This window comes from Rhizobium sp. BK602 (assembly GCF_014195095.1).
Lineage (GTDB): Bacteria > Pseudomonadota > Alphaproteobacteria > Rhizobiales > Rhizobiaceae > Rhizobium.
This window is the reverse complement of sequence record NZ_JACIBC010000006.1, coordinates 480,874-507,106: the sequence shown is the minus strand read 5'-3', so window position 1 is coordinate 507,106 and position 26,233 is coordinate 480,874. Positions and strand designations below refer to the sequence as shown.

Sequence of the window (26,233 nt, the reverse complement as noted above, 5' to 3'; positions counted from 1 at the left end):
TTTTCCTGTGTCAATAGAGGAGGACTATGGAAAATGGCGCATGGAGGAAAACACCCGCCGATGAAGGGAATTCGTCAGCTTGCCGAACATCTCGATATCTCGATCGGCACGGTATCACGCGCGTTGAATGGCAAGCCTGATGTCAACGAAGAGACGCGCAAGCGCGTGCTCGCCGCTGCCGAACAGCTGGGCTATGTGGCCAACCAATCCGGACGCAGCCTGCGGCAAGGCACGACGAACGTCATCGGCCTGATGATCCAATCCAGCAAGGAAACCGTTGAAAACAGCGACAATTTCTTCCTGACCGTGACGGGTGGGCTGCAGAGCGTGTTCGCGCGCCACAACCTCGATCTGATCATGCTCCCCTGCCCGAATGATGAAAATCCCTACGAATATCTGAAACGCATGGTGGCAAGGCGCATCGTCGATGCGCTAATCATTTCGGAGACGCAGCGCATCGACAAGCGTTTCGATCTGCTCGCCAAAACGAAAATCCCTTTTGTAGCACTTGGCCGCAGCCTCTCCATCGGTCAGCATCCCTGGGCCGACCTCGATTTCGACGGCGTCGCCAATTGCGCTGTCGACCGCCTCGTGGCGCATGGGCATCGCCGCATTGCCATCAGCGCTCCCTCCAGCGACATCAACCTCGGCTTCATCTTCGTCGAGGGCTATCGACGCGCGCTGGAGCGGCATGGCATCGCCTACGACCCGGCACTGGTCATCCGTGCCAAGTCGAGCGAACAGGGCGGCTATCAGGTCGCCGACGAATTGCTTCGCCTCGAAGACAGGCCGACGGCTGTGATCCTGATCTACGAATTGATGGCCATCGGCCTATATCGGCGCGTGATGGAAGCCGGCATCATTCCGGGGCGCGATATTGCCGTCGTGGGCTTTCGTGAGGCGCCGCGCGCCAAGTTCCTGCAACCGCCGTTGACCTGCTTTCGCACGTCCCTGCACGAGCTTGGTGTCGAACTGGCCGAGATTTTACTCTCCAGCATGCCGGCCTACAGCCACATCTATCCCAAGACGCAGCGCCAGATGATTTGGCCGCTCGAACTCGTCCCCGGCGAGAGCGACAGCTTTCACCTGAAAGCGCAGTAGCGCCGAAACGCCGCATGGGCGGAATCCGCGATTGCGATCCGGCGTGCGAATTGCCATGTAGAGCATGGCGAACGGGGACCGACATGTGAGCGAAGAGACCATCACACTCTATCAGGCGATCGGCGGCGATCAGGCCGTCCGGGCGCTGACGACACGTTTCTACGACCTGATGGACACGTTGCCGGAGGCGTCCAACTGCCGCGCCGTGCACCCGCCGAGCCTCGAGGGCTCGCGCGAAAAATTCTACGAATATCTGACCGGCTATCTCGGCGGACCGCAGCTCTATATCGAGAAACGCGGCCATCCGCGCCTGCGCAGCCGCCATTTCGTCGCCGCCATCGGCCCGGTCGAGCGCGACGAGTGGCTGCTCTGCTTCCGCCGCGCCATGGATGAAACCATCGAGAACGAAAAGCTGCGGGCGATCATCTGGGAGCCCATCGAGCGCCTCGCCTTCCATATGCAGAACAGGGAATAGCCATGAGTCTCAGCGCCACAATCCGTCCGCTCACCCTGTTTGTCGCCGGCATCCTCGGCGCCGCCGGCGTCGCGCTTGCAGCGGCCGCATCCCATGGCGGCGACACGCATTTCCTCGGCTCGGCCTCGACCATGTGCCTGGCCCATGCCCCCGCCCTGCTCGCTCTCCATGCCGGCTATGACCGCATCCGCACCGCGCCATTGGCGGCTGTCCTGCTCGGATTGGGAACACTGATCTTCGCGGGCGATCTCGTCAGCCGCCATTTCCTCGGCAACTCGCTGTTTCCCATGGCAGCACCTGCCGGAGGCATGGGCATGGTGGCGGGATGGGCTGTCGTCGCGCTCGGAGCCTTTTTCAGGAAAGCGGCGGTCGGGGCTTAAAGGTGCGGCAAACTCGGAGCCATATCTCGCTCCGCTGAGCTTATCGAAGGGGCAGACTAGGCCGCCTCGACGGCCTCAAACCCCGGCGACCACATTGAACCCTTCGAACTGCGGCGGTCCCCAGTAGAGCGCCTTGTTATCCCCGGCGCTGCGATGCGCCGCGCGGAAATTCTCGGATTTCGTCCAGTTGAGGAAATCCTCTTCGCTGCGCCAGAGCGTGTGCGAGGAAAACAGCGTATAGCCTTCCTCGACATTGGTGGACCCGCGCAGAAGGCGGAACTCCACGAAGCCGGGGACATCCCCCAGCCGGGAATCGCGGCCTTTCCAAACAGCTTCGAAAGCAATCTCCGAACCGATAACGACCTTGAAACGGTTCATGGCGATATACATTGGCTGGCTCTCCTGGCGATCAGACCTTCTTGCGGCGATCGACAGTCTTGCCCGGCAAAGGCGTAAAGGCAATGACATTCGTGCCATCGCGCGCCGTAAAATCCGGCGATATATCCGATTGCTCTCCCGGCAGCCGCACCTGCCAGGACGGAAAGGCCGTCACGTTGGGAGCCTGCCGCTGCTCTTCGGCGCGGCGCATCAGCAATTCATAGAGTTCCGGCACAAGGCCGTCACCATTCTGCGCGGCCAGCTTGTGCAGGCCGATCATCATGAACCCGTCAGGGCCTTTGTCATTCATCGGGAAGAGTCTCGTTCGTTCATTGTCGTCAGCGCCCGCTCCAGGCTCGACTTGCTGCCGTTGCGCAAGGGGATGAAGGCCTTGCCGAACTTCTTGCAGCCGGTCTTCACCCGCAGGCAGGCATCATGGCTGATACAGTCGATCGGGCAGAAGACGCAGTCGACGGAGGGCAGCACGGTATCGATGCGCGACACCGCCTCGCGCAGGCCGCCATCATGATGGATCAGCTCGGCGCCGAAGTTGCTGGCGATCTGGCGCAGATGCGCCACCTGGCAATCCCGACCGCCGACATAGAGGAAACTGCGCCCGTCGAGACTGGATTTTCCGGAAGCTTGCGCCGGCGCCTGCACCTCACGGCTCTCGCGGCCAAAATCCTTCTTCCCCTTACGCGCCATGCATCACCCGTTCGCTGGTTGCTCTCTCGCGCCCGATTCCGTCGAGCGCGAGGCGACCATATTAAACATGAGTTTTGGAGTAAAGTATAAAGTTGAGGATTTTTATCATATTTTGTCGCAGCTACACTGTCGTGCGACAATCAAACTCAATCAGCCGCCATTTCGCCAAGGCGATCCCCCGGTCGCTGAGAAACAGACGAAAACTATCGCCCCGTCACCTGCACTTCTTGGGTGAATGTCCAGCTCGGCTTGCCCCATTCCGGAGGCAATGGCGGGAATGGCGCAGCACGCCGAACGCCGCTGGTAACAGCCTCATCCAGCTCCGGAACGCCGGAACTCCGCGCGACGGAAAGCGACGCCAAATCACCGTTTGCACCGATCGTGAGACGTACGCGTACCGTTATGCCCTTTTCATATTTGGATGACAGACGCACAGCGCGACGAATACGAGACTGAATCTTTCCCGGATAGTTGGCGACGGCTGCGCTACCTGAGCCCATGCGGCTGGCAGCAGACTGCGAGTTGGTGTCAGACTGCGCGGTTTCGGTTCCTTCGACGGACCCCTTCTTCGAATCCTGCTCGTTCTCACCGTTCGAACCCGACTTCGCCTTTGCCACCTTCGGCACCGGCTTCTTGACAACATCCTTTGGTTTGGCGACCGGCTTCGGCTTTTCGACTGGCGCCACGGCCTCCGGCGTCGGCTCGACCGGCTGCACGGCTTCCTCCGGCTGTACCACCGTGGTTTCGGCAGGAGCCTGCGTTGCCAATATCTGCGGCTTGTCGGTGGGCTGGATCGTTTCCGCCATTTCAGTCGGCTGTACGTCCGTCTCTGCCGGCTGAACGGCTTCCGCCTCGACCGGCTGAACGTCCTGCGGCGTGATTTCCGTCGGTTGCACCGTTTCCGGCTGCACCGCCTCTGCCGTCACCTCTTCGGGACGCTGCTCCGGGCTCTCCTCGCCCGCCGCCATCTGATCGGCATCGGAATTGCCGATCATGACGACGCTGACCGTATCACCGGCTTCCTCCTGCGCCTCCTCCGGCGTTGCAACGATTGCCACGAGCAAGATCGCGACGACAGCGGCATGAAACAGAAAAGAACCAGCGCCGGCGAAAGCCAACCGCCCCATACCGCCGGCGACCACCTTCTGCGGTCGGTCAAGCGACGCCTCCATCGGCGGGGGCTCCGCCGTTTCGGCTGGCGCCGGCTCGCTCGGATGCTGCGGAAAGGAGCCGATCTGCGTGAAGCGGCTGTAATGCGACACCGCCTCGGCGGTCGGAGGGCGCGGCAGGCCGTCGAGGCCGGCCAGTTCGTGGCCCGGAAGCACGCTCGGATAGTTGTCATTCAAGCCATCGCCGGAGCGGCGGCGTTCGATGGAAACCTGGGCCGAGCGGCGTGCCATGGTCTCAGCCTTCGAATGGGACGGACAGCTGCGAGCGCGTCGTGAGCGCAGCCTTGCAGGCACCCGCCGCCGGACCGTCGCAGACGGGCGTATCGTTGACGATAATGCGGCTGACGCTCTCGCACTTCACGCCGGGCATATCGAATTGCCGCACCCGCTTCTTGCCGACCGGCAGGTCGCGAAAATCGAGGACGGTGACGCGATCGACCGCATTCTTGTCGTTGAAGAAGGCAAGCTCGAAGGAAATCTTGTTGATCGGCGTCGCCAGCTCGTTTTCGGCGACGAAGGTCATCATGCAGCCCTTCTGCGACGGCGCCAGCGCATTGAGTTCGACCTCAAGCTTCTGTGCGCTCGCAGCCGGCGCGGCAGCCGCCGCATCCTGCGCGAAGGCCGGGATGCAGGATGCCATGGCAAACAGGCCACCAGCGGCAAGCGCCAGAACAGTCTTCGTCAACATCGGCAATCACTCCCGAAATATCTCTTGGCGATCGCGGGCCGAGCAATTGGATGCCGACACGCACCACCGTAAATTTTAAACTTGACTCTAACGGTCTTCTATTGCGTCTTTAGGAAACCATGAGTATGTGAGTCAAGATAAATCTGGCCGGAACAGAGCCGGCCCCCTATGAATTTTCAGACAAAACCAAGCAGATGATTGCTGAGAAAACCCCAACGCAGCGGGTGCCGCCGGCGGCCATACCGCAAATTAGAATGGTCGAGAGCACGGATATTTTCCGCGGCCAGACCGAAATCATGATCAAGCATGAGGGCGTCATCTACCGGATGAAGATCACGCGCCAAGGCAAACTCATTCTCAACAAATAGGCATAGCAGATGACCGAGACGATCCGCCCCACCCCTGCCGCCATCCGCGCCTTTCGCGCCGAGAATGCGAAAATGCGCGAACGCGATATCGCCGCCCGGCTCGGCGTGTCCGAAGCGGCGCTGGTCGCCGCCGAGGTCGGCATTTCCGCCATCCGCATCGACGCCGACGCCAATCGTTTCCTCGAACGCATCGCCTCGCTCGGCGAGGTCATGGCGCTGTCGCGGAACGAAAGCGCCGTGCACGAGAAGATCGGCGTCTATGAGAACATCAAATCGGGCGTGCAGGCCGCCATCGTGCTCGGCGAGAATATCGATCTGCGCATCTTCCCGACGCGCTGGGCGCATGGCTTCGCCGTCACCAAGACGGACGAGGCGCAGACGCGGCTCAGCCTGCAATTCTTCGACAAGGCCGGCAATGCCGTCCACAAGGTGCATCTGCGCCCCGCCTCGAACGTGGAAGCCTATAGCGCCCTGGTCGCCGACCTGCAGCTCGAAGACCAGTCGCAGGATTTTGCCGAGGACTTCTCCGGTTACGACAAGGACGAGATCGACGGCGATGTCAGCCGCGACGAGCTGCGCGATCATTGGAGCCGCATGACGGACACGCATCAGTTCTTCGGCATGCTGAAACGGCTGAAGATCGGCCGGCAGGCGGCGATCCGCGCCGTCGGCGAGGATTATGCCTGGAAGCTCGATGCCGGCGCGGTAGTCGAGATGATGCAGGCCTGCGTCAGCGAAGGCCTGCCGATCATGTGCTTCGTCGCCAATGAAGGCACCGTGCAGATTCATTCCGGCCCGATCTTCAACGTCGCCACCATGGGTCCATGGGTCAACATCATGGACCCGACCTTCCATCTGCACCTGCGCCAGGACCACATCGCCGAGACCTGGGCCGTGCGCAAGCCGACCAAGGATGGCCATGTCACCTCGCTCGAGGCCTACAATGCCAAGGGCGAGATGATCATCCAGTTCTTCGGCAAGCGGAAGGAAGGTTTTGACGAACGCCGCGACTGGCGCGCCATCATCAAAAACCTGACCAGGGCCGACGCCAGCGTCGCCGCCTGAGGATCGAACCATGACGATGTTGAAGAATTTCAAGCGCATCCGGCCGTGGGAGATCGCGCTGACCGCCGTGGTCATGATCCTGCCGCTGGTGCCGGCGAGCCCGATCAAGGGCGGCTACAGCCTGGTGCAGCGCGCCCACGCGGCCGAGACGGCGAAGATCGACACTTCGCGCCTCGTCTCGGTCGGCGGTGACGTCACCGAGATCGTCTACGCGCTTGGCGAAGAAAGCCGGCTGATCGCCCGCGACAGCACCAGCACCTATCCGGACGCGGCGCGCAAGCTGCCGGATATCGGCTATATGCGGGCGCTGTCGCCGGAAGGCATCCTGGCCGTCAATCCCACCGCGATCATCGCCGTCGAGGGCTCCGGCCCGCCGGAAGCGCTTGCCGTGCTGCGCAATGCCAGCCTGCCCTTCGAAACCGTGCCGCAGACCTACGACCGCGACGGTATCCTGAAGAAGATCGACGTCGTCGGCGCTCTGCTCGGCGTGCCGGACAAGGCAAAAGCGCTGGAGCAGAAGGTCGCCGCCGATCTCGACGCCGCCATCGCCAATTCGGAGATACGCCCGCAGGCCGAACGCAAGCGCGTGCTCTTCATCCTCAGCAACCAAAACGGCAAGATCCTCGCCTCCGGCGACAAGACCGCCGCCGACGGCATCATCCAGCTCGCGGGCGCAATTAATGCCGTCTCTGGTTTTTCCGGCTACAAGCCGATGACGGACGAAGCGATCATCGAAGCCAAGCCCGACGTGATCCTGATCATGGATCGCGAAGGCCCGCTGTCGATGAAGAACGACGATCTGCTGAAGCAGCCGGCGATCGCGCTGACGCCAGCCGCCGGCCGCAAGGCGATCGTGCGTATGGATGGCCTGCACCTGCTCGGCTTCGGACCGCGCACGGCCGGCGCCGTGCGTGAGCTGAACGCGGCGATCTACGGAGGCTGACATGGCGCTGAGCGAGGTTGTGCCGGGGCTCAAGCACATATCCTACGGAACCCGCCGCCCGGAGGGCGACCGCACCGCCCTCGCCCTCCTCGTCATCGCCGGCCTCGTCCTCGCCTCCTTCTTCGCCTTCGCCTTCTCGATCACGACCGGCGCCTCGGATGCGTCGATCGTCGACGTCATCGTCAGCCTGGCCGGCAATGGCGCCGACACCGCGCTCAGCAGCCGAGACCGCATCATCATCTTCGACATCCGCCTGCCCCGCGCCATCCTCGGCTTTCTGATCGGCGGCGGCCTTGCCGTCTCCGGCGCGGTCATGCAGGGCCTGTTCCGCAATCCACTGGCCGATCCCGGCCTGATCGGCATTTCCGCCGGCTCCAGCCTCGGCGCCGTCGCCATGATCGTCCTCGGCGCCGGCATCCTTGCACCGGTCGCGCATCTCCTCGGCATCTTCGCCCTGCCGGTCGCCGCCTTCGTCGGCGGCCTCGCGACCACGATGTTCCTCTACAGGGTGGCAACCCGGCACGGACAGACCTCCATCGCCACCATGCTGCTCGCCGGCATCGCCATCGGCTCGCTGGCGCTGGCCGCGACCGGCCTGTTGATCTACATGGCCGACGACCGGCAGCTGCGCGATCTCACCTTCTGGAGCATGGGCTCGCTTGCCGGCGCCACATGGAGCAAGATCGCCGCCGCCGGCCCCATCATCGCCCTCGCCTTGCTGCCGCTGCCCTTCATGGCGCGCGGCCTCAACGCGCTGACGCTCGGCGAGGCCGCCGCCTTCCACATGGGTGTCGCCGTCCAGCGCCTGAAGAACATCGCCATCGTCAGTGTCGCCGCCGTCGTCGGCGCCTCTGTCGCCGTCAGCGGCGGCATCGGTTTCGTCGGCATCATCGTGCCGCATGTCCTGCGCATGGCGATCGGCCCGGACCATCGTTTCCTGCTGCCGGCCTCGGCCCTGCTCGGTGGCTCGCTGCTGCTCATCGCCGACGTGTTCGCCCGCACCGTCGTTTCGCCGGCCGAACTGCCGATCGGCATCATCACCGCCGGCGTCGGCGGACCATTCTTCCTGTGGATGCTGCTCCGGCAGCGCTCGCGCCTCAGCCTGTGAGCCCTAGATGATCGACGTCTCCAACCTCTCCGTCCGGCTTGCCGGCAAGACCGTCGTTCATGACGTCTCCTTCGTCGCCGAGCCCGGAACGCTGACGGCGATCTGCGGACCGAATGGCTCCGGCAAGACGACCATGATGAAGGCGATTTCCGGCGAGCTTGCCTATCTGGGCTCGGTGCGCCTCAACGCAGCGGAAATCAGCAGCCTTCAGCCCTGGCAACTGGCGCAAACGCGCGGCGTGCTGCCGCAGGCAAGCGCCATCTCCTTTCCCTTCACCGTCCGCGAAATCGTCCGCATGGGGCTGACGACCGGGCGCAACCGCCTGCCCGAGCAGGCCGACCGCATCGCCGCCGAGGTGCTGGCCTCCGTCGACCTGCCGGGTTTCGAAGGCCGCTTCTACCAGGAGCTTTCCGGCGGCGAGCAGCAGCGCGTCCAGCTCGCGCGCGTGCTCTGCCAGATTTCCGAGCCGAAGGTCGACGGCAAGCCCTGCTGGCTGTTGCTCGACGAACCGGTTTCCAGCCTCGATATCAGCCATCAGCTGACGATCATGTCGCTGGCCCGGCAATTCTGCCAGCGCGGCGGCGGCGTCATCGCCGTGATGCACGACCTCAACCTGACAGCCCTGTTTGCCGACCGGATGCTGCTGCTCAAGAACGGGCGATTGCAGGCTTCGGGCACGGTCGCGGACGTGCTGACCGATCGCCATCTGGAGGATGTCTTCGGCTGCGCATTGCGGGTCAACCGCGTCCCCGCCGACGGCGCTCCCTTCGTTCTTGCCCATAGTGCACTCGCCGGCTGATTTCCCTTCCTGGCGGGAAATTGGAACCTTTCGTTGCATCGCCGCGTTGAAGAATAGTGATCCAGATCAACCATCTGCGCACGCAAAGGCGCTATGTCTGGCAACATCCGTGACGAACGACGGGCGTATTCTTCAAGCGCCGGCCAGAGACGCAAGGGAGCAAGACCATGGCCACATCCATTTTCCACTCGGCAAAATCCAAACGCAACGGCAGCAACCTGCACGACATCGAAACCAGCATCGAGGAGCAGATCGAGCACCTGCGCGAGGAGATTGCCGCCTTTGCCAAGATCGTCGGCGAAAACAGCGCCAAGCAGAGCAAGACGATGCGGGCGCATGCCGAGTCGGGCTTGGAAGATCTGACCGCACGCGGCGAGGAACTGCTGCGGGAATTGCAGCATGGCTACGCCAGGGGCACGCGCGAAGTGCGCAGGACCGTGCGTCAGCATCCCGTCGCAACGATCGGTGCCGCCGCGGCATTCGGCCTGGTCTTCGCCCTGCTCCTGTCCCGCCGCTAAAGGAGCCGCGATGCTCGCTCCGATCCTCAGCGTGCTTCTGTCGGGCACAGTGAACCGCACCGTTGCGCGCACCAAGCGCAACGGCATTTTTGTCGGCATCGCCGTGCTTCTCATCCTGACCGCCTATGCCTTCGCCCTGATCGCCGCCGCCATCTGGCTGGCGGCGATCTACGGCGCGGCGGTCGCGGCCCTGCTGATTGCCGCCGGCGCATTGCTGCTCGGCCTGATCGTCCTCGTCGTCATGGCGATCCTCAACAAGCAGGAGGAGCGTCGCGCCCGCGAACGCCGCGCGGCGCTGGAATCCGTCGCGGTCGCTGCCCTCGGCCTCATCAAGACCCAACCGTTGCTGACCGCGGCCATCGCCACGGCGCTTTTGTTCGGAAATTTCCAGGGAGCGAAGAAGCGGGACGATTGACGACGCAGCCGTCGTCGCGCCCGCCTTGGGAAAAGGCACAGCCTGCCCCACAGCCCAAAGGCAACGAGCATATTCGGATTAGAACGCGAAAGCCTTGGAGGTCAGCGGCGCGGAAGTGGCGTCCGGGCCGAAATCGGCCTCTCCGGAAATCTGCAACAGTTCCTGCAGACGCTGCCGCGCACGGTTGACGCGGCTCTTGATGGTGCCGACAGCGCAGCCGCAGATTTCGGCGGCCTCTTCATAGGAAAAACCGGAAGCCCCCACGAGAATGATGGCTTCACGCTGATCCGGCGGCAATTGATCCAGCGCCTTGCGGAAATCCTGCAGGTCGAGCGCGCCATATTGCGCGGGATGCGTCGCCATCGATTCCGTGAACAGGCCGTCGCTGTCCTGCACTTCGCGGCCGCTCTTGCGCATCTGGCTGTAGAGTTCGTTGCGCAGGATGGTGAAGAGCCAGGCCTTCATATTGGTGCCCATCTCGAAATGGTCCTGCTTGGCCCAGGCCTTCATGATGGTGTCCTGCACCAGATCGTCGGCGCGGTCGTGGCGGCCGGTCAGCGAGATGGCGAAGGCACGCAGACTGGGCAGGGCAGCCAGGAGTTCGCGCTTGAAGCTCGGTTGCGATTCCATGACGCTTCCCCCTCAGTCGGAGACTTTTGCAGAAGCCAAGCGCTCGGCCTGATCCAGCTTCTCGAGCAAATCGAGGAAGCGATCCGGGATAGCCTCATCCTGCGCCGCGGCATAGAAGGAACGTAGCCGGTTGCCGATCTGATTGTTGGGATCGAGGATATCGATCGCGCGCATCTCGGCCCGCTTGCGATCCGCGTCCTCTTGGTTCTGGGTGGTCATTATCGCCTGCTCGCTTCCGCATTTCTTGCGTTCATGGGTCGGATGCGCTGTCAGCCCTCATCCGGGAGGCCAGTTCGCCTCGTCCACGTCCGCATCCTACCGAATTGGAGGGGATGAAGCCTACTGTTTCATCGGCAATGTAATGCCATTGCCTAAAAAAAGTTCCGGCACAGAGGAACTTTTTTACCAAAATGACGTTTGTTTGTCATTCCAGCTTAGCGGCTGTGTTTCAATTAGGAATTGATAAGAGGCGGGAGCCGTTAATGACCCTTTCCACACGCATTGCGCCGCATCTTCCATATTTGCGCCGCTACTCCCGCGCGCTCACCGGGACACAGACATCGGGTGACGCCTATGTCGCCGCCGTCCTGGAAGCGATCATCTCCGATCTGTCGATCTTTCCGGATACGTCCAACGACCGTGTCGCCCTTTATAAACTCTTTACCAGGCTCTTCGGTTCCTCGGCCATTCAAATCCCCGAGCCGACCTCGCCCTATGCCTGGGAGCAGCGCGCCTCCGTCAATCTGGCGAAAATCTCGCCGGCTGCCCGTCAGGCTTTTCTTCTCGCTTCCGTTGAAAACTTCCGCCTCGGCGAGATCGCCGACATTCTCGACGTCCCGGAGACCGAAGCCATGCATCTGCTCGACAAGGCATCGCAGGAAATTTCGCGCCAGGTCGCGACCGATATCATGATCATCGAAGACGAACCGTTGATCGCCATGGATATCGAGCAGATGGTAGAAAGCCTTGGACATCGGGTCACCGGCATCGCCCGTACGCATGCCGAGGCGGTTGCGCTCTACAACGCCACCAAGCCCAGCATGGTGCTCGCCGATATCCAGCTTGCCGACGGCAGTTCCGGCATCGATGCGGTCAACGACATCCTCAAGACGTCGAGCATTCCGGTTATCTTCATCACAGCCTTCCCTGAGCGCCTGCTGACCGGCGAACGGCCGGAGCCGACCTTCCTGGTGACCAAGCCGTTCAATCCGGACATGGTCAAGGCACTGATCAGCCAGGCGCTTTTCTTCAACGAAACCACAAAGGTGGCCGCCTGAGCCCATTTGGCACTCCGTCTCGGAACAAAAATCGCAACCGAGCGTTCCGGCTGCGCAGGGACGCTTTACCGACTGTTATCGCAAGTAACTATATGAACCGGACCGAGTTCTTCCGGTTGAGAACGCCCTTTCGGCGGGCGTCTCGAAATTCGAGTGAAAGGCAAGCCGGTGAATACGACTGAACCATTACCCGGCGCGCCTTTGAGTTTCGAAGGCAAGGCCGCTATGATGGAGCGGGCGCTCGGCAGCGCCGGCGTATCGATTCTCTTTCAGGATCCGAGCCTTGCAATCCGCTATGCCGAAAACCTGCCCGACCACCTGAAGCCATCCCTTCTCATCGGCGGCACCGATATCCAGCTCTTCGGCCAGAAGGATGGCGAGCATCTGCTGCAATTGAAGCGCGGCGTGCTGGAAAGCGGCAAGCCGGCCAGCGCCGAGGTGGAACTTCCAACCGGCGACGGCGTGCGCATCTACGAGTTGAAGATCGAGCGCATCGGCGGACGCAAACCGCACGGCCTGCTCTCCGTCATCTCCGAGATCACCGAGACCCGCCACCGCGAAAAGGTTCTGAAGTCGCTGTTGCGCGAGCTGTCGCATCGCTCCAAGAACCTGCTGGCGATCATCCAGGGCATCGCCACGCAAACGGCTCGCCATACGCTGTCGATCGACAATTTCCTGATCAAGTTCCGCGGTCGCCTGCAATCCCTGTCGAACTCGCAGGATCTGATCACCGATTCCAGCTGGCGCGGCGCCTACCTGTTCGAACTCGCCGAAAAGCAGTTCGCCCCCTACTGGCCCGATGCCGGCGTGCCGATGCCGATCTATGGCATCAACGCCCATCTGACGCCGAATGCCGCCGTGCATCTCGGCCTCGCGCTGCATGAACTCATCGTCAATTCCGCCTCGCACGGCGCCATATCCGCCGGCGCCACCAGCATCACGCTGAACTGCAAGGAAGCCGAACTCGACGGCAGGAAGGCTATCGAGGTTGCCTGGTCGGAGCGCTTCTTCTTCCCCGCCGATCACGAATTCGAGGATAACAGCTTCAGCCGCACCGTGCTCGAACGCGTGGTGCCGAGTTCGATGAACGGCCGCGCCGACTTTACCATCGGCGACGACAGCATCGCCTATCGCCTGACGATTCCCGAGACCGAATACGAAATCCTGAGACGCCGCTGATACCGTGCGATGAATGCCGCACAACGAAAACAGCCAGTGCGAGGGCGGCGCACTGGCTGCTTTTCACTCATCGGGAGGGGACCGTGAGTAGATGCCCGATGACGATGTTGGGGGCGTGCATCGATTGATGCGCTCATCATCAAGCACTGTCTAAACGGCGGGGCCGGGCCTTGGTTCCATGTTTTTCAAAAAATTTCCGATTTTTTCGTCGCCATATGCCTTCAATGCGGGAAGCAACCGGCCCAGCCCATCGCCATGAAGAATTCAATCCTCTCCGGAAAGCCTCGCTTCAGCAGTAAAAGCTTGGCGAAAAATTCGTTTAAAAACAGATAATTACAAAACAAATACCGACAAGCCGGGAGTTATGGCGGTCACTAGCCCCACTCGCCGCGACCTCTCCAAAAATCCAAAAATTTTACCGTTTGATAAATTTTTTATCCTGAGTTACCGTTCGTATCACTAGCCGTTTACTATAAGAGGGAACTTCAATGGGACGACTGGAAACTGGGATTCATAAGGGCAGGCTGACGCCTGCCGAATATGATGCAAACTTTTCCGATCTTCACCCGCGCCTGAACGATCATGAGGCGCTGGTCGCAGCCGACCGCTGTTATTTCTGCTACGACGCGCCGTGCATGACGGCCTGTCCCACCTCCATCGACATTCCGATGTTCATCCGCCAGATCTCGACCGGCAACCCGATCGGCTCGGCCAAGACGATCTTCGACCAGAACATCCTCGGCGGCATGTGCGCCCGCGTCTGTCCCACCGAACAGCTCTGCGAGCAGGATTGCGTGCGCAACACCGCCGAAGAGCGCCCCGTGGAAATCGGCCGCCTGCAGCGCTACGCGACCGACATAGCGATGGCCGAGAACAAGCAGTTCTATGCCCGCGCCGCCTCCACCGGCAAGAAGATCGCCGTCATCGGCGCCGGCCCAGCCGGCCTTGCCTGCGCCCATCGCCTTGCCGTCAAGGGTCATGAGGTCGTGATCTTCGACGCCCGCGAGAAGGCCGGCGGCCTCAACGAATACGGCATCGCCACCTACAAGGCGGTCGACGGCTTCGCACAGAAGGAAGTCGACTACGTGCTCTCCATCGGCGGCATCGAGGTCAAGAACGGGCAAGCGCTCGGCCGCGATTTCAGCCTTGCCGATCTCTCCCAGCAATATGATGCCGTCTTCCTCGGCCTCGGCCTTGCCGGCGTCAACGCGCTGCGCGCCGAAGGCGAGGATCTCGATGGCGTCGCCGACGCCGTTGCCTATATCGCCGAACTGCGCCAGGCGAGCGACAAGGCCGATATCGCCATCGGCCGCCGTGTCGTTGTTCTCGGCGGCGGCATGACCGCCATCGACGCCGCCGTGCAGGCGAAGCTCCTCGGCGCCGAGGAGGTGACGATCTGTTATCGCCGCGGCAAGGAACACATGAATGCGTCCGAGTACGAGCAGGATCTCGCCGCCTCCAAGGGCGTCATGATCCGGCATTGGCTGGCGCCGAAGCGCATCCTCGACAAGGACGGCAAGGTTGCCGGCATCGAGGTCGAATATACCGAGCTGCGCGACGGCAAGCTCACCGGCACGGGCGATGTCGGCGTCATCGCCGCCGACCAGGTCTTCAAGGCGATCGGCCAGACCTTCGAAGCCTCCGGCCTCGGCGCATTGCGCATGGAAGCCGGCCGCATCGCCATCGACGGCGAAGGCCGCACCTCGCTCGAGGGCGTCTGGGCCGGCGGCGACTGCGTGCTCGGCGGCGACGACCTGACGGTCTCGGCCGTGGCACAGGGTCGCGACGCGGCCGAATCCATCAATCGTGCGCTTGGCTTTGCCGCGCAGCCGGCTGCTGCCGTCGCCTGAAGGGAGAATTGATATGGCTGATCTCCGCAATAATTTCGTCGGCATCAAATCCCCGAACCCGTTCTGGCTGGCCTCCGCGCCGCCGACCGACAAGGCCTACAATGTCGAGCGCGCCTTCAAGGCGGGCTGGGGCGGCGTGGTCTGGAAGACGCTCGGTGAGGAAGGGCCGCCGGTCGTCAACGTCAACGGCCCGCGCTACGGCGCGATCTGGGGCGCCGACCGCCGCCTGCTCGGCTTGAACAATATCGAGCTGATCACCGACCGCGACCTCTACACCAATCTGCGCGAAATGAAGCAGGTGAAGATGAACTGGCCGGATCGCGCCTTGATCGCCTCGATCATGGTGCCTTGCGAGGAACAGGCCTGGAAGGCCATCCTGCCGTTGGTCGAGGAGACCGGCGCCGACGGTATCGAGCTCAACTTCGGCTGTCCGCACGGTATGTCCGAGCGCGGCATGGGCTCCGCGGTTGGACAGGTGCCGGAATATATCGAAATGGTGGTGCGCTGGTGCAAGCAGTACACGCGCATGCCCGTCATCACCAAGCTGACGCCGAATATCACCGACATCCGCAAGCCCGCCCGCGCCGCCAAGGCCGGCGGCACCGACGCTGTGTCGCTGATCAATACGATCAACTCGATCGTGTCAGTCGATCTCGACAATTTCGCGCCGAACCCGACGGTCGGCGGCAAGGGCAGCCACGGCGGCTATTGCGGCCCGGCGGTCAAGCCGATCGCGCTCAACATGGTCGCCGAGATCGCCCGCGATCCCGACACCTACGGCCTGCCGATCTCCGGCATCGGCGGCATCACCACCTGGCGTGACGCGGCCGAATTCCTGGCTCTCGGCGCCGGCAACGTGCAGGTCTGCACCGCCGCCATGACCTACGGCTTCAAGATCGTTCAGGAAATGATCACGGGCCTGTCCGACTGGATGGACGAGAAGGGGCACCGCAGCCTGGACGACGTCACCGGTCGCGCCGTGCCGAACGTCTCCGACTGGCAGTACCTCAACCTCAACTATATCGCCAAGGCCAAGATCGACCAGGATGCCTGCATCAAGTGCGGCCGCTGTCATATCGCCTGCGAGGACACCTCGCACCAGGCGATCACCAATTTCGTCGATGGCGTCAGGCGCTTCGAGGTGATGGAAGAGGAATGCGTCGGCTGCAATCTCTGCGTCAACGTCTGTCCCGTCGAGAACTGCATCACCATGGAAGAACTGCCGGCCGGCAGTCTCGACAAGCGCACCGGCAAGATCGTCGACCCGAACTACGCCAACTGGACGACCCATCCGAACAATCCGATGGCGCGGCAGGCGGCAGAGTAATCCGGGATCATTCGCCATCGCTCAGCTTTCGCATCCATGCTTGACGGCATGGATGCGAAAGACATCTCATAGCCTGCAACGACGACAAAATACCGGGTTACGACCGGCGGATACCAAGCCCGTCGACGAAGAGCTTTTCCAGATAGCGCGCCGCATCCTCGAAGCGCCCCTCGCCCGAATGTTCCTGCCCGAGCACGGCACGCACCTGCACATCGAAGTCCGCATAATGCTGCGTGGTCGACCAGATCGAGAAGATCAGGTGGTAGGGATCGCATTTGGCGATCTTGCCAACCTTGGCCCAGCTGCGGATGACCTCCGCCTTCTCGTCGACCAGGCTCTTCAGCGGGCCCCGGAGTTCGTCCTCGACATGCGGCGCCCCCTGCAGCATCTCATTGGCGAATAGGCGGCTTTCGCGCGGGAAATCGCGGGCCATTTCGAGCTTGCGGCGGATATAGGAGCGGATCTCGCTTTCAGGGTTGCCATTGGCATCGAAGGCGCGCAGCGGTTCGAGCCAGGTGAACAGTACCCGGTCGATCAGCGCCCGATGCATGGCTTCCTTGGTGCGGAAATAGTAGAGCAGATTGGGCTTGGACATGCCGGCGACTTCGGCGATCTGGTCGATCGTGGAGCCGCGAAAGCCATGGACGGAAAAGACGTCCAGCGCGGCCTCGAGTATCACCTCTTCTTTTTCTTCCTGGATGCGGGTACGGCGCTGTGTCCTGGCAGCTCTCGGAATGGCCATGTCTGCTCTGTTTCTCCTTGAAATCCAAGCCTTTCGGCCAATCTCTCATCGCACCCTGCCCACGCTGTAAATTTGGGCAACTGCCTGAAATTTTATCGGGAATTTTCGTGCTTTTCGTCTTGAGCGTCGCCACGGAAGTTGTAATGTTTACCAATCGGTCAAATATCCGTCAGATGTCCCGCAAAGGCAACCGGCGATTTTCCGGGGCGAGAAAAACAAGCAAACGCTCCGGAGGCGACCAACGGGAACAATTGGGCATGCGCTTTGCATGACCCGGCAGAAACAGGTGAGGATTGCATCATGGTGGCAGCGCCAGGAGAAAACATGCGTATCAACGGCGATCGCCTTTGGGACGCGTTGATGGACATGGCGAAAATCGGCCCCGGCATTGCCGGCGGCAACAACCGTCAGACGTTGACGGACGCCGACGCCGAGGGCCGCAGCCTTTTCAGGACATGGTGCGAGGACGCCGGCATGACAGTCGGCGTCGACAGGATGGGCACGATGTTCGCGACACGCGCCGGCACCGACCCGGACGCACTGCCCATCTATGTCGGCTCGCATCTCGACACCCAGCCGACCGGCGGCAAGTATGACGGCGTACTCGGCGTGCTCGGCGCGCTGGAAGTCGTGCGCACGATGAACGACCTCGGCATCAAGACAAAGCATCCTATCGTGGTCACCAACTGGGCCAATGAAGAAGGTGCGCGATTCGCCCCCGCCATGCTCGCTTCCGGCGTCTTCGCCGGCGTGCATACGCTGGACTACGCCTATGGCCGCAAGGACCCGGAGGGTAAAACCTACGGCGAGGAGCTGAAGCGCATCGGCTGGCTCGGCGACGAAGAGGTCGGCGCCCGCAAGATGCATGCCTATTTCGAATATCACATCGAACAGGGCCCGATCCTCGAGGCCGAAGACAAGACCATCGGCGTCGTTACGCACTGTCAGGGCCTGTGGTGGCTGGAATTCACGCTGACCGGCAAGGAAGCGCATACCGGCTCGACGCCGATGAACATGCGCGTCAATGCCGGGCTCGCCATGTCGCGGATCATCGAAATGGTGCAGGACGTCGCCATGGAGAACCAGCCGGGCGCCGTCGGCGGCGTCGGCCAGGTGTTCTTCTCGCCGAACTCACGCAATGTGCTGCCCGGCAAGGTGGTCTTCACCGTCGACATCCGCTCGCCCGACAAGGCGAAGCTCGATCGCATGCGCGCCAAGATCGAGGCCGAAGCGCCCAAGATCTGCGATGCCCTCGGCGTCGGCTGCTCCGTCGAGGCCATCGGTCATTTCGAGCCTGTAACCTTCGACCCGAAGCTCGTCACATCCGTGCGCAACGCCGCCGAGAAGCTCGGCTACAGCCACATGAACATCATCTCCGGTGCCGGCCACGACGCCTGCTGGGCCGCCAAGGTGGCGCCCGCCACCATGGTCATGTGCCCCTGCGTCGGCGGCCTGTCGCACAACGAGGCCGAGGAGATTTCCAAGGAATGGGCGGCCGCCGGCGCGGATGTGCTGTTCCACGCGGTCGTCGAGACGGCGGAGATCGTGGCGTGATGCCAGTCTTTGCCGAGAACCAGAATTTCAAATATCGGGAACAGACACCATGAGCACAGTCATCAAGGGTGGAACCATCGTCACCGCCGACCTGACCTACAAGGCCGATGTCAAGATCGAAGGCGGGAAGATCGTCGAAATCGGGCCGAATCTCTCGGGCAAGGAAGTACTCGATGCCTCCGGGTGTTATGTCATGCCCGGCGGCATCGATCCGCATACCCATCTCGAAATGCCCTTCATGGGCACCTATTCCTCCGACGATTTCGAGAGCGGCACGCGGGCGGCGCTGGCCGGCGGCACGACGATGGTGGTGGATTTCGCGCTGCCCTCGCCCGGCCAGTCACTGCTCGAGGCGCTGACCATGTGGGACAACAAGTCGACGCGGGCGAACTGCGATTACTCCTTCCACATGGCGATCACCTGGTGGGGCGAGCAGGTCTTCAACGAGATGGAGGCCATCGTCCGCGACAAGGGCATCAACACCTTCAAGCACTTCATGGCCTATAAGGGCGCGCTGATGGTGGATGACGACGAGATGTTCTCCTCCTTCCAGCGCTGCGCCGAGTTGGGCGCGCTGCCGCTGGTTCACGCCGAGAACGGCGACGTGGTCGCGCAGATGCAGGCGAAGCTGCTCGCCGAAGGCAATAATGGCCCGGAGGCACATGCCTATTCCCGGCCCGCCGAAGTCGAGGGCGAAGCGACGAACCGCGCCATCATGATCGCCGATATGGCCGGCTCGCCCGTCTACATCGTCCATACCTCCTGCGAACAGGCGCATGAAGCCATCCGCCGCGCCCGCCAGAAGGGCATGCGCGTCTATGGCGAGCCGCTGATCCAGCACCTGACGCTCGATGAGAGCGAATATGCCAACCCGGATTGGGACCATGCCGCCCGCCGCGTCATGTCGCCGCCCTTCCGCAACAAGCAGCATCAGGACAGCCTCTGGGCCGGCCTTGCCTCCGGTTCGCTGCAAGTGGTCGCAACCGACCATTGCGCGTTTACGACCGAGCAGAAGCGCTTCGGCCTCGGCGATTTCACCAAGATCCCGAACGGCACCGGCGGCCTGGAAGACCGCATGCCGATGCTCTGGACCCACGGCGTCAATACCGGCCGCCTGACCATGAACGAGTTCGTGGCGGTGACGTCGACCAACATCGCCAAGATCCTCAACGTCTATCCGAAGAAGGGCGCGATCCTCGTCGGCGCCGATGCCGATATCGTCGTCTGGGACCCAAAGCGTTCGAAGACCATCGCCGCCAAGACCCAGCAGTCGGCGATCGACTACAACGTCTTCGAAGGCAAGGAAGTGACCGGCCTGCCGCGCTATACGCTGACACGCGGCGTCGTCGCCATCGAGGAAGGCACGATCAAGACCAGGGAAGGCCACGGCGAATTCGTCAAGCGCGAGCCCTTCACCGCCGCCAACCGGGCGCTGTCGACCTGGAAAGAGGTCACCGCGCCGCGCAAGGTGCAGCGCAGCGGCATCCCCGCCAGTGGGGTATGACGCTTGGCTCCAGCGCCTCGGCCCATCGGCCGCTCAACGCGGCACATATTGCTCCAGATCCGGCAGCAGGACGACGCTTTCCTGCTCGTTCGGATCGGTGCGGGCGATGACGGCTGTCGCCGGCCGGTCGCTGAGATTGGCGGGAAGATGTGGAACGCCGGCCGGAATATAGAACATCTCGCCCTCGCGGACGATGACATGTTCCTCCAGCCGGTCGCCGAACCAGCAATGCGTCTCGCCGGAAATCGCGTAGATCGCCGTCTCGTGCGAGGCGTGCAGATGCGCCTTGGCGCGGGCGCCGGGCGGGATGGTCAGAAGATGCATGCACAGACCCGTCGAGCCCACTGTCTCGGCGGCGATCCCCTCGAAATAGCTGAAGCCCTGCTTGCCGGCATAGGTGTCGCCGGGCCGCACGACGCGGCAGGTGGGCTTCGATGAAACGCTCATGGCATTGCTCCCCTGAATTTAGCGGCTTCGCGGCGCCCTCGCCGCACGAAGCCAGAGCGATGCCGAACAGGATAACACGCAATCCGCCTCGGCTGCGCGGCGAAAACAGGACTGGCAGGTGTTAATGACGTCATCCGTTCCCTCCGTCGTCTCCGCGCGGAATCTCTGTCTCACCTACGATACGAATGACGGGCCGGTGCATGCGCTGAGCAATGTCGATCTCGATGTGCGCAAGGGTGATTTCGTCTCCTTCATCGGCCCTTCCGGCTGCGGCAAGACCACCTTCCTGCGCGTCATCGCCGATCTCGAGCGCAAGACCTCCGGCGACATCACCGTCAACGGCATGACGCCGGACGAGGCGCGCAAGGCCCGTGCCTACGGCTACGTGTTCCAGGCCGCCGCCCTTTATCCCTGGCGCACCATCGAGAAGAACATCGCGCTGCCGCTGGAAATCATGGGCTATGCCAAGAGCGAGCAGGCCAAGCGCATCGCCCAGACGCTGGATCTCGTCAACCTCACCGGCTTCGAGAAGAAATTCCCCTGGCAGCTTTCCGGCGGCATGCAGCAGCGCGCCTCGATCGCCCGCGCGCTGGCCTTCGATGCCGATCTCCTGCTGATGGACGAACCCTTCGGCGCACTCGACGAAATCGTCCGCGACCATCTCAACGAGCAATTGCTGAAACTCTGGAAGCGAACCAACAAGACCATCTGTTTCGTGACGCATTCGATCCCGGAGGCCGTCTATCTCTCCACCAAGATCGTCGTCATGTCGCCCCGCCCCGGCCGCGTCACCGACGTCATCGAGTCGACGCTCCCAACCGAACGCCCGCTCGACATTCGCGAAACGCCGGAGTTCCTGGAGATCGCCCATCGCGTTCGCGAAGGGTTGAGAGCGGGGCACAGCTATGAGGAATAGGGTGAGCCTCATAGTGTTGCAACTTCCCGCGCAAGGAAGGGCATGACCATGGAGAAGGAGCAATTCTTCAAGCACAAGTTCCTGCCGGTCGTGACCGTTCTGCTTGCGATCCTCATCCTCTGGTATGCCTTCGCCGTCATCCTCAATACGCCGTTCCAGCGCGATCTTGACCGGCGCGGCAACGTCACCTCGACGACGATGGAGTTCATCGGCAAGACGCTCGCCCAGCCGAAGCCGATCCTGCCGGCGCCGCATCAGGTGGCGCAGAACGTGTTCGAAAACACCTTCCTGCGCTCGCTGACCAGCAATCGCAGCCTCGTCTACAATGCCTGGGTGACGCTTTCCTCCACGGCGGTCGGCTTCGTCTTCGGCACGATCCTCGGCATCCTGATCGCGGTCGGCATCGTGCATGTCATCGCGCTCGACCGCAGCCTCATGCCCTGGATCATCGCGTCGCAGACCGTGCCGATCCTGGCGATCGCGCCGATGGTCATCGTCGTGCTGGGCTCCATCGGCATTACCGGCCTCATTCCGAAAGCGCTGGTCTCGACCTATCTGTCGTTCTTTCCGGTCGCCGTCGGCATGGTGAAGGGATTGCGATCGCCGGACACCATGTATCTCGACCTGATGCGCACCTATAATGCCAGCGCCCTGCAGACCTTCTGGAAGCTGCGCGTGCCGGCGTCCGTTCCCTTCCTCTTTACCTCGATGAAGGTCGCCATCGCGGCCAGCCTGACGGGAACGATCGTCGGCGAACTGCCGACCGGCGCGGTTGCCGGCATCGGCGCCAAGCTGCTCGCCGGCTCCTATCAGAGCCTGACGATCGACCTCTGGGCCGTTCTCGTCGCCGGTTCGATATTGGCCGCGCTGCTGATTACCATCGTCAGCATCGCCGCGCGCATCGTCGAGCGCGCGATGGGAGGGAGAACGGCATGAAGGCGCTCCGTTTCTCGTGGCAGGGCGCCCTCTCCCTGCTTCTCTGTCTCGCGGCGGCCTTGACGCTGCCGCTGCTCCCCGCGGATGCCGGCGCGCCGATCAGCAACGGCACCGTCTTCGTCATCTTCATCCTGATTGCCGGCGCAGCCGCCCTTTCCTTCACAGCCCAGTCGGATGCGCTTGGCGCGGCGATCCTCTTCTTCGGCGCGCATGCCGCCGCCTGGCTGCTGCTGTCGGGCATATCGGGCAATGACGGCCAGGCGCTCGCGCCGTTTTTCATCATCATCGCCGCCGCCTGGCTGCTTGCCTGGCGCTGCGTTTCCATCCTGTCGACCATCCGGGCGCAATCGGCCAGCGGCAGCTATCTGCTGCGGCTGCTGATCCCGGCGATCTTCGGCGCCTGGATACTCATCGTCTGGGAGGCGGCGACGCGCGGCGCCGGCATCCCCTTCATCATCCTGCCGCCGCCGAGTGCCATCGGGGCGCGGATCGCCAGCTCCCTTCCGACACTCTGGACCGACGTGCAGCAGACGATCTTCAAATCGGTGCTGAGCGGCTACGTCATCGGCTGCGCCAGCGGCTTCATCGTCGCCATTCTCGCCGACCGTTTCGCATTCCTGCGCCGCGGCCTGCTGCCGATCGGCAATTTCGTCTCGGCGCTGCCGATCATCGGCGTCGCGCCGATCATGGTCATGTGGTTCGGTTTCGACTGGCAGTCCAAGGCCGCCGTCGTCGTCGTCATGACTTTCTTCCCGATGCTGGTGAACACCGTCGCCGGCCTCGCCGCCGCCGGCAACATGGAGCGCGACCTCATGCGCACCTATGCGTCGAGCTATTGGCAGACGCTGTTCAAGCTGCGCCTGCCGGCCGCCGCACCCTTTATTTTCAATGCGCTAAAGATCAACTCGACCTTGGCCATGATCGGTGCCATCGTGGCGGAGTTCTTTGGTACGCCCATGTCGGGCATGGGGTTCCGCATCTCGACCGAAAACGGTCGGCTGAATCTCGACATGGTCTGGGCGGAAATCGCGGTCGCCGCGATTGCGGGGTCCGTCTTCTACGGTATCGTCGCCATTCTGGAGAGAATGACGACGTTCTGGCATCCGTCTATCCGCGGTGGGCAGACGTAATCCAGGGTCCCTCACGGGATCGAGGCATAACTTCAGAGGGAAAAGGGTAAGAACATGAAAAAACTGATGTTCGCATTGATGGCAAGCGCGATGACGCTCGCCGCCGCGCAAACGGCGTCTGCCGCCGACAAGCTGACGCTGCAGCTGAAATGGGTGGCTCAGGGCCAGTTCGGCGGCTATTTCGTCGCCAAGGACAAGGGCTTCTACAAGGAGGAAGGCCTCGACGTCGACATCAAGCCGGGCGGTCCCGATATCGCTCCGGAACAGGTGATCGCCGGTGGGGGCGCCGACGTCATCGTCGACTGGATGGGCGGCGCGCTGGTGGCTCGCGAAAAGGGCGTACCGCTGATCAACATTGCCCAGCCCTTCGAGAAATCCGGCCTGGAAATGATCTGCCCCAAGGACGGTCCGGTGAAGACCGAAAAGGATTTCAAGGGCCATACGCTCGGCGTCTGGTTCTACGGCAACGAATATCCGTTCTTCGCCTGGATGCACAAGCTCGGCCTGAAGACCGACGGCGGCAAGGACGGCGTCAATGTGCTGAAGCAGAGCTTCGACGTGCAGCCGCTGGTCCAGAAGCAGGCCGACTGCATCTCCGTCATGACCTATAACGAATATTGGCAGGCGATCGACGCCGGCTTCAAGGCGGAAGACCTCATCGTCTTCAACTACACCAAGCTCGGCAACGACCTTCTGGAAGACGGCCTCTATGTCAAGGAAGACAAGCTGAAGGACCCGAAATTCAAGGCCGACATGGTGAAATTCGTCCGTGCTTCGATGAAAGGCTGGAAATATGCCGTCGAGCATCCGGACGAAGCCGCCGAGATCGTCATGGACAATGGCGGCCAGGACGAAAACCACCAGAAGCGCATGATGGGCGAAGTCGCCAAGCTGATCGGGAACGGCAAGCTCGACATGAAGCCCTATGATCGGACGGTCGAAGCCTTGCTCAACCAGAAGATCATCACCAAGAAGCCGTCCGGCGCCTACACGCACGACATCACCGATGCCGCGCTGAAATAGTAGTATCGGGCGTCACGAATGCCCTGAAATCGACGAAACGCGCGAGGTTGGCCCCTCGCGCGTATTTTTCATTTTGTAACAGCGGCAATAAAATACTGGCTTTATTCGTGCGTTTGCTCAAAAAGCTGCTGCAATCAACTATCTGAATGCAGACATCACAATGCCGTGATTGATTCATAGTGTTACGCGCACTAGGATCGCGCCGGAAATGGAAATCATTTTCTCGTGATCTTGCAGGATTTGGAAATCGTTCCCACCTAGTGGGGCGAATTGAGGATGAGGGACTTGCAGGCATGACAGACGGATATTGATCCGCCGGGAAAAGCCGGCAGCATGCATCGATCCCCCGTGTTCGCGACGGAAAACAGCGAAATCCCTTTAGCAAATGCCGAACTGGAACCGGACGCATGGCCTTCACGCCGCATAGATTTCTGAGCACGACCGCACTCCTGCTTGCCCTTCTGTCAGCGCCCGCGGCCTTTGCCGAAGAACCCGCCGTGACCGCGCCCAAGCAGAACCTGCCGGCCATCGTCGTCACCCAGGCGCAGATCCGAAAGCTGACCGACAAGGTCGTCGCCACCGGCACGGTGAAAGCCGTTGAGGAAGTCTATATCCAGCCGCAGGTGGACGGGCTTTCGATCCGCTCGCTGAATGCCGATGTCGGCGACAAGGTCGAGGCCAACGGCACGCTCGCCACGCTGAACGACGACGCGCTCGTCCTGCAGAAGAGCCAGATGCAAGCGACGCGCGCCAAGGGCGAGGCAAGCCTTGCCCAGCTGCGCGCGCAGCTCATCGAGGCTCACGCCAATGCCGAGGAGGCGGAACTGGCCCGCGCCCGCGCCGTCGCCATGGGCGCCAAGGGTACGGTGTCGACCTCCTCCGTCGAACAGGCAAATGCGACCGCCGCCGCCAACAAGGCGCGCGTCGCCTCCGCCGAACAGGCGATCGCCGTTGCCGAAGCCGACCTCAAGGTCACCGACAGCCAGATCGCCGACACCGACCTGAAGCTTGCCCGCACTGGCATCAAGACGCCGGTCGCCGGCACCGTCGCCTCGCGCAATGCCCGCATCGGCGCCATCGCCAATGGCAGCGGCGATCCGCTGTTCACCATCATCCGCGACAGCGACCTTGAATTGGTGGTCGACGTTTCCGAAAGCGACATTACCAAGATCACTGTCGGGCAGAAGGCGCTGATCGCGCTTTCCGGCAACCGCGGAAAACTGACCGGCTCCGTCCGCCTGGTTTCACCGATCGTCGATTCCGTCACCCGCCTGGGCGCCGTCCATATCTCCATCGACGATGACGACAAGGCCCGTGCCGGCATGTATGGCAGCGCCGAGATCATCATCCGTGAGGCCCAGGGCGTCGCCCTGCCGCTGACGGCCGTCAACAGCGACGAAAACGGCTCCTCCGCCCGCAAGGTGGAGAACGGCGTCGTCAAATTCATCAATGTCGAGACCGGCATCCAGGACGGCGCCTATGTCGAGATCGTCAAGGGCCTGAAGGACGGCGAGGAGGTCGTGGCCAAGGCCGGCGCCTATGTCCGCGACGGCGATCACATCACACCGGTCAAGCAAGCACCAGAAGCGTCCAACTGAGCGAGAAC

The 26,233-nt window shown here is 62.3% G+C and carries 30 protein-coding genes; 21 read left to right on the top strand and 9 right to left on the bottom strand.

Annotation, left to right across the window (positions count from 1 at the left end; all coding sequences use genetic code 11):
• The first annotated feature begins 60 nt into the window (after positions 1 to 60).
• From FHX11_RS21620 to FHX11_RS21610, 3 genes are all read left to right on the top strand, one after another.
• Positions 61 to 1,101, top strand: a complete 1,041-nt coding sequence (locus tag FHX11_RS21620) for a substrate-binding domain-containing protein (RefSeq protein ID WP_184360490.1) — start codon at positions 61 to 63, stop codon at positions 1,099 to 1,101.
• A gap of 85 nt (positions 1,102 to 1,186) precedes the next feature.
• Complete coding sequence (locus tag FHX11_RS21615; protein ID WP_184360487.1) at positions 1,187 to 1,576, top strand: group II truncated hemoglobin; 390 nt, start codon at positions 1,187 to 1,189, stop codon at positions 1,574 to 1,576.
• A gap of 2 nt (positions 1,577 to 1,578) precedes the next feature.
• Complete coding sequence (locus FHX11_RS21610) at positions 1,579 to 1,956, top strand: DUF423 domain-containing protein (RefSeq protein ID WP_184360484.1); 378 nt, start codon at positions 1,579 to 1,581, stop codon at positions 1,954 to 1,956.
• A 75-nt stretch (positions 1,957 to 2,031) separates the two neighbouring features.
• Here FHX11_RS21610 and FHX11_RS21605 read toward each other — a convergent pair whose 3' ends face one another.
• The 5 genes from FHX11_RS21605 to FHX11_RS21585 all read right to left on the bottom strand — a co-directional run bounded on the left by FHX11_RS21605 (position 2,032) and on the right by FHX11_RS21585 (position 4,896).
• Positions 2,032 to 2,346 (bottom strand): antibiotic biosynthesis monooxygenase, encoded by a 315-nt coding sequence (locus FHX11_RS21605; RefSeq protein WP_184360481.1) that lies wholly within the window; start codon positions 2,344 to 2,346, stop codon positions 2,032 to 2,034.
• Positions 2,347 to 2,365: 19 nt separating this feature from the next.
• Positions 2,366 to 2,644: a hypothetical protein gene (locus tag FHX11_RS21600; RefSeq protein ID WP_184360478.1), complete on the bottom strand. Its 279-nt coding sequence runs from the start codon at positions 2,642 to 2,644 to the stop codon at positions 2,366 to 2,368.
• Complete coding sequence (locus tag FHX11_RS21595; protein WP_184360476.1) at positions 2,641 to 3,039, bottom strand: DUF2325 domain-containing protein; 399 nt, start codon at positions 3,037 to 3,039, stop codon at positions 2,641 to 2,643. The genes FHX11_RS21600 and FHX11_RS21595 overlap by 4 nt, the downstream gene beginning before the upstream one ends.
• Positions 3,040 to 3,242: 203 nt before the next feature.
• The gene (locus FHX11_RS21590) at positions 3,243 to 4,439 is read right to left on the bottom strand and encodes an energy transducer TonB (protein ID WP_184360473.1); all 1,197 of its coding nucleotides are present in this window, start codon (positions 4,437 to 4,439) and stop codon (positions 3,243 to 3,245) included.
• Between the two features lie 4 nt (positions 4,440 to 4,443).
• The gene (locus FHX11_RS21585) at positions 4,444 to 4,896 is read right to left on the bottom strand and encodes a hypothetical protein (RefSeq protein WP_184360470.1); all 453 of its coding nucleotides are present in this window, start codon (positions 4,894 to 4,896) and stop codon (positions 4,444 to 4,446) included.
• Between the two features lie 194 nt (positions 4,897 to 5,090).
• Between FHX11_RS21585 and FHX11_RS21580 the strand changes: the two genes are divergently transcribed.
• The 7 genes from FHX11_RS21580 to FHX11_RS21550 all read left to right on the top strand — a co-directional run bounded on the left by FHX11_RS21580 (position 5,091) and on the right by FHX11_RS21550 (position 10,112).
• Entirely contained in the window at positions 5,091 to 5,264 is a 174-nt protein-coding gene (locus FHX11_RS21580; protein ID WP_184360468.1) for a hemin uptake protein HemP, read from the top strand.
• A gap of 9 nt (positions 5,265 to 5,273) precedes the next feature.
• The gene (locus tag FHX11_RS21575) at positions 5,274 to 6,329 is read left to right on the top strand and encodes a ChuX/HutX family heme-like substrate-binding protein (RefSeq protein ID WP_184360465.1); all 1,056 of its coding nucleotides are present in this window, start codon (positions 5,274 to 5,276) and stop codon (positions 6,327 to 6,329) included.
• A 10-nt stretch (positions 6,330 to 6,339) separates the two neighbouring features.
• On the top strand, positions 6,340 to 7,272 hold the full coding sequence (locus tag FHX11_RS21570; RefSeq protein WP_184360462.1) for a hemin ABC transporter substrate-binding protein: 933 nt from the start codon (positions 6,340 to 6,342) through the stop codon (positions 7,270 to 7,272).
• 1 nt (position 7,273) lies between these two features.
• The gene (locus FHX11_RS21565) at positions 7,274 to 8,380 is read left to right on the top strand and encodes an iron ABC transporter permease (RefSeq protein ID WP_184360459.1); all 1,107 of its coding nucleotides are present in this window, start codon (positions 7,274 to 7,276) and stop codon (positions 8,378 to 8,380) included.
• Positions 8,381 to 8,387: 7 nt separating this feature from the next.
• Positions 8,388 to 9,179: a heme ABC transporter ATP-binding protein gene (locus tag FHX11_RS21560; RefSeq protein ID WP_184360456.1), complete on the top strand. Its 792-nt coding sequence runs from the start codon at positions 8,388 to 8,390 to the stop codon at positions 9,177 to 9,179.
• Between the two features lie 167 nt (positions 9,180 to 9,346).
• On the top strand, positions 9,347 to 9,697 hold the full coding sequence (locus tag FHX11_RS21555) for a DUF883 family protein (protein ID WP_184360453.1): 351 nt from the start codon (positions 9,347 to 9,349) through the stop codon (positions 9,695 to 9,697).
• Between the two features lie 10 nt (positions 9,698 to 9,707).
• Positions 9,708 to 10,112 carry a hypothetical protein gene (locus tag FHX11_RS21550; protein WP_184360450.1) on the top strand — a complete coding sequence of 135 codons (405 nt, stop codon included), beginning with the start codon at positions 9,708 to 9,710 and terminating at the stop codon, positions 10,110 to 10,112.
• Between the two features lie 78 nt (positions 10,113 to 10,190).
• Here the strand turns inward: FHX11_RS21550 and FHX11_RS21545 are convergent, their stop codons facing one another.
• Together FHX11_RS21545 and FHX11_RS21540 are read right to left on the bottom strand one after the other, a co-directional pair.
• A complete protein-coding gene (locus FHX11_RS21545; protein ID WP_184360447.1) occupies positions 10,191 to 10,742 on the bottom strand; it encodes an RNA polymerase sigma factor in 552 nt (183 codons plus the stop codon).
• A 12-nt stretch (positions 10,743 to 10,754) separates the two neighbouring features.
• The gene (locus tag FHX11_RS21540) at positions 10,755 to 10,961 is read right to left on the bottom strand and encodes a NepR family anti-sigma factor (RefSeq protein ID WP_184360444.1); all 207 of its coding nucleotides are present in this window, start codon (positions 10,959 to 10,961) and stop codon (positions 10,755 to 10,757) included.
• Between the two features lie 263 nt (positions 10,962 to 11,224).
• On the opposite strand from FHX11_RS21540, the gene FHX11_RS21535 reads away from it, so the two are divergent.
• From FHX11_RS21535 to preA, 4 genes are all read left to right on the top strand, one after another.
• Complete coding sequence (locus tag FHX11_RS21535) at positions 11,225 to 12,019, top strand: response regulator (RefSeq protein ID WP_184360441.1); 795 nt, start codon at positions 11,225 to 11,227, stop codon at positions 12,017 to 12,019.
• 225 nt (positions 12,020 to 12,244) lie between these two features.
• Entirely contained in the window at positions 12,245 to 13,198 is a 954-nt protein-coding gene (locus FHX11_RS21530; RefSeq protein ID WP_184360707.1) for a sensor histidine kinase, read from the top strand.
• A gap of 488 nt (positions 13,199 to 13,686) precedes the next feature.
• A complete protein-coding gene (locus FHX11_RS21525; protein WP_184360439.1) occupies positions 13,687 to 15,048 on the top strand; it encodes an NAD(P)-dependent oxidoreductase in 1,362 nt (453 codons plus the stop codon).
• 13 nt (positions 15,049 to 15,061) lie between these two features.
• Entirely contained in the window at positions 15,062 to 16,375 is a 1,314-nt protein-coding gene (gene preA / locus FHX11_RS21520; RefSeq protein WP_184360436.1) for an NAD-dependent dihydropyrimidine dehydrogenase subunit PreA, read from the top strand.
• Between the two features lie 97 nt (positions 16,376 to 16,472).
• Here the strand turns inward: preA and FHX11_RS21515 are convergent, their stop codons facing one another.
• On the bottom strand, positions 16,473 to 17,117 hold the full coding sequence (locus FHX11_RS21515; protein WP_184360432.1) for a TetR family transcriptional regulator C-terminal domain-containing protein: 645 nt from the start codon (positions 17,115 to 17,117) through the stop codon (positions 16,473 to 16,475).
• 300 nt (positions 17,118 to 17,417) lie between these two features.
• On the opposite strand from FHX11_RS21515, the gene FHX11_RS21510 reads away from it, so the two are divergent.
• Both FHX11_RS21510 and hydA read left to right on the top strand, forming a co-directional pair.
• Complete coding sequence (locus FHX11_RS21510; protein WP_184360429.1) at positions 17,418 to 18,671, top strand: Zn-dependent hydrolase; 1,254 nt, start codon at positions 17,418 to 17,420, stop codon at positions 18,669 to 18,671.
• Positions 18,672 to 18,720: 49 nt separating this feature from the next.
• On the top strand, positions 18,721 to 20,175 hold the full coding sequence (gene hydA, locus FHX11_RS21505) for a dihydropyrimidinase (protein ID WP_184360426.1): 1,455 nt from the start codon (positions 18,721 to 18,723) through the stop codon (positions 20,173 to 20,175).
• 33 nt (positions 20,176 to 20,208) lie between these two features.
• Here the strand turns inward: hydA and FHX11_RS21500 are convergent, their stop codons facing one another.
• A complete protein-coding gene (locus FHX11_RS21500) occupies positions 20,209 to 20,622 on the bottom strand; it encodes a cupin domain-containing protein (RefSeq protein WP_184360423.1) in 414 nt (137 codons plus the stop codon).
• A 124-nt stretch (positions 20,623 to 20,746) separates the two neighbouring features.
• Between FHX11_RS21500 and FHX11_RS21495 the strand changes: the two genes are divergently transcribed.
• The 5 genes from FHX11_RS21495 (at position 20,747) to FHX11_RS21475 (ending at position 26,225) form a co-directional block, all read left to right on the top strand.
• Positions 20,747 to 21,538 carry an ABC transporter ATP-binding protein gene (locus FHX11_RS21495; protein ID WP_184360420.1) on the top strand — a complete coding sequence of 264 codons (792 nt, stop codon included), beginning with the start codon at positions 20,747 to 20,749 and terminating at the stop codon, positions 21,536 to 21,538.
• A gap of 48 nt (positions 21,539 to 21,586) precedes the next feature.
• Positions 21,587 to 22,474: an ABC transporter permease gene (locus FHX11_RS21490; RefSeq protein ID WP_184360704.1), complete on the top strand. Its 888-nt coding sequence runs from the start codon at positions 21,587 to 21,589 to the stop codon at positions 22,472 to 22,474.
• Positions 22,471 to 23,604 carry an ABC transporter permease gene (locus FHX11_RS21485; RefSeq protein ID WP_184360418.1) on the top strand — a complete coding sequence of 378 codons (1,134 nt, stop codon included), beginning with the start codon at positions 22,471 to 22,473 and terminating at the stop codon, positions 23,602 to 23,604. Before FHX11_RS21490 ends, FHX11_RS21485 begins: the two co-directional genes overlap by 4 nt.
• Before the next feature lie 54 nt (positions 23,605 to 23,658).
• On the top strand, positions 23,659 to 24,627 hold the full coding sequence (locus FHX11_RS21480; RefSeq protein WP_184360415.1) for an ABC transporter substrate-binding protein: 969 nt from the start codon (positions 23,659 to 23,661) through the stop codon (positions 24,625 to 24,627).
• Positions 24,628 to 25,034: 407 nt separating this feature from the next.
• Positions 25,035 to 26,225: an efflux RND transporter periplasmic adaptor subunit gene (locus FHX11_RS21475; RefSeq protein ID WP_184360411.1), complete on the top strand. Its 1,191-nt coding sequence runs from the start codon at positions 25,035 to 25,037 to the stop codon at positions 26,223 to 26,225.
• The last annotated feature ends 8 nt before the right edge of the window (positions 26,226 to 26,233 follow it).

Coding starts and splice junctions, on each gene's coding strand:
- FHX11_RS21500 (WP_184360423.1), bottom strand. CDS start 20,622: ATGAGCGTTTCATCGAAGCCCACCTGCCGCGTCGTGCGGCCCGGCGAC.
- FHX11_RS21485 (WP_184360418.1), top strand. CDS start 22,471: ATGAAGGCGCTCCGTTTCTCGTGGCAGGGCGCCCTCTCCCTGCTTCTC.
- FHX11_RS21515 (WP_184360432.1), bottom strand. CDS start 17,117: ATGGCCATTCCGAGAGCTGCCAGGACACAGCGCCGTACCCGCATCCAG.
- FHX11_RS21560 (WP_184360456.1), top strand. CDS start 8,388: ATGATCGACGTCTCCAACCTCTCCGTCCGGCTTGCCGGCAAGACCGTC.
- FHX11_RS21555 (WP_184360453.1), top strand. CDS start 9,347: ATGGCCACATCCATTTTCCACTCGGCAAAATCCAAACGCAACGGCAGC.
- FHX11_RS21530 (WP_184360707.1), top strand. CDS start 12,245: ATGATGGAGCGGGCGCTCGGCAGCGCCGGCGTATCGATTCTCTTTCAG.
- FHX11_RS21595 (WP_184360476.1), bottom strand. CDS start 3,039: ATGGCGCGTAAGGGGAAGAAGGATTTTGGCCGCGAGAGCCGTGAGGTG.
- FHX11_RS21475 (WP_184360411.1), top strand. CDS start 25,035: ATGGCCTTCACGCCGCATAGATTTCTGAGCACGACCGCACTCCTGCTT.
- FHX11_RS21545 (WP_184360447.1), bottom strand. CDS start 10,742: ATGGAATCGCAACCGAGCTTCAAGCGCGAACTCCTGGCTGCCCTGCCC.
- hydA (WP_184360426.1), top strand. CDS start 18,721: ATGAGCACAGTCATCAAGGGTGGAACCATCGTCACCGCCGACCTGACC.
- FHX11_RS21610 (WP_184360484.1), top strand. CDS start 1,579: ATGAGTCTCAGCGCCACAATCCGTCCGCTCACCCTGTTTGTCGCCGGC.
- FHX11_RS21495 (WP_184360420.1), top strand. CDS start 20,747: ATGACGTCATCCGTTCCCTCCGTCGTCTCCGCGCGGAATCTCTGTCTC.
- FHX11_RS21525 (WP_184360439.1), top strand. CDS start 13,687: ATGGGACGACTGGAAACTGGGATTCATAAGGGCAGGCTGACGCCTGCC.
- FHX11_RS21550 (WP_184360450.1), top strand. CDS start 9,708: ATGCTCGCTCCGATCCTCAGCGTGCTTCTGTCGGGCACAGTGAACCGC.
- FHX11_RS21570 (WP_184360462.1), top strand. CDS start 6,340: ATGACGATGTTGAAGAATTTCAAGCGCATCCGGCCGTGGGAGATCGCG.
- FHX11_RS21605 (WP_184360481.1), bottom strand. CDS start 2,346: ATGTATATCGCCATGAACCGTTTCAAGGTCGTTATCGGTTCGGAGATT.
- FHX11_RS21490 (WP_184360704.1), top strand. CDS start 21,587: ATGGAGAAGGAGCAATTCTTCAAGCACAAGTTCCTGCCGGTCGTGACC.
- FHX11_RS21580 (WP_184360468.1), top strand. CDS start 5,091: ATGATTGCTGAGAAAACCCCAACGCAGCGGGTGCCGCCGGCGGCCATA.
- FHX11_RS21575 (WP_184360465.1), top strand. CDS start 5,274: ATGACCGAGACGATCCGCCCCACCCCTGCCGCCATCCGCGCCTTTCGC.
- FHX11_RS21535 (WP_184360441.1), top strand. CDS start 11,225: ATGACCCTTTCCACACGCATTGCGCCGCATCTTCCATATTTGCGCCGC.
- preA (WP_184360436.1), top strand. CDS start 15,062: ATGGCTGATCTCCGCAATAATTTCGTCGGCATCAAATCCCCGAACCCG.
- FHX11_RS21480 (WP_184360415.1), top strand. CDS start 23,659: ATGAAAAAACTGATGTTCGCATTGATGGCAAGCGCGATGACGCTCGCC.
- FHX11_RS21585 (WP_184360470.1), bottom strand. CDS start 4,896: ATGTTGACGAAGACTGTTCTGGCGCTTGCCGCTGGTGGCCTGTTTGCC.
- FHX11_RS21510 (WP_184360429.1), top strand. CDS start 17,418: ATGGTGGCAGCGCCAGGAGAAAACATGCGTATCAACGGCGATCGCCTT.
- FHX11_RS21620 (WP_184360490.1), top strand. CDS start 61: ATGAAGGGAATTCGTCAGCTTGCCGAACATCTCGATATCTCGATCGGC.
- FHX11_RS21590 (WP_184360473.1), bottom strand. CDS start 4,439: ATGGCACGCCGCTCGGCCCAGGTTTCCATCGAACGCCGCCGCTCCGGC.
- FHX11_RS21565 (WP_184360459.1), top strand. CDS start 7,274: ATGGCGCTGAGCGAGGTTGTGCCGGGGCTCAAGCACATATCCTACGGA.
- FHX11_RS21600 (WP_184360478.1), bottom strand. CDS start 2,644: ATGAATGACAAAGGCCCTGACGGGTTCATGATGATCGGCCTGCACAAG.
- FHX11_RS21540 (WP_184360444.1), bottom strand. CDS start 10,961: ATGACCACCCAGAACCAAGAGGACGCGGATCGCAAGCGGGCCGAGATG.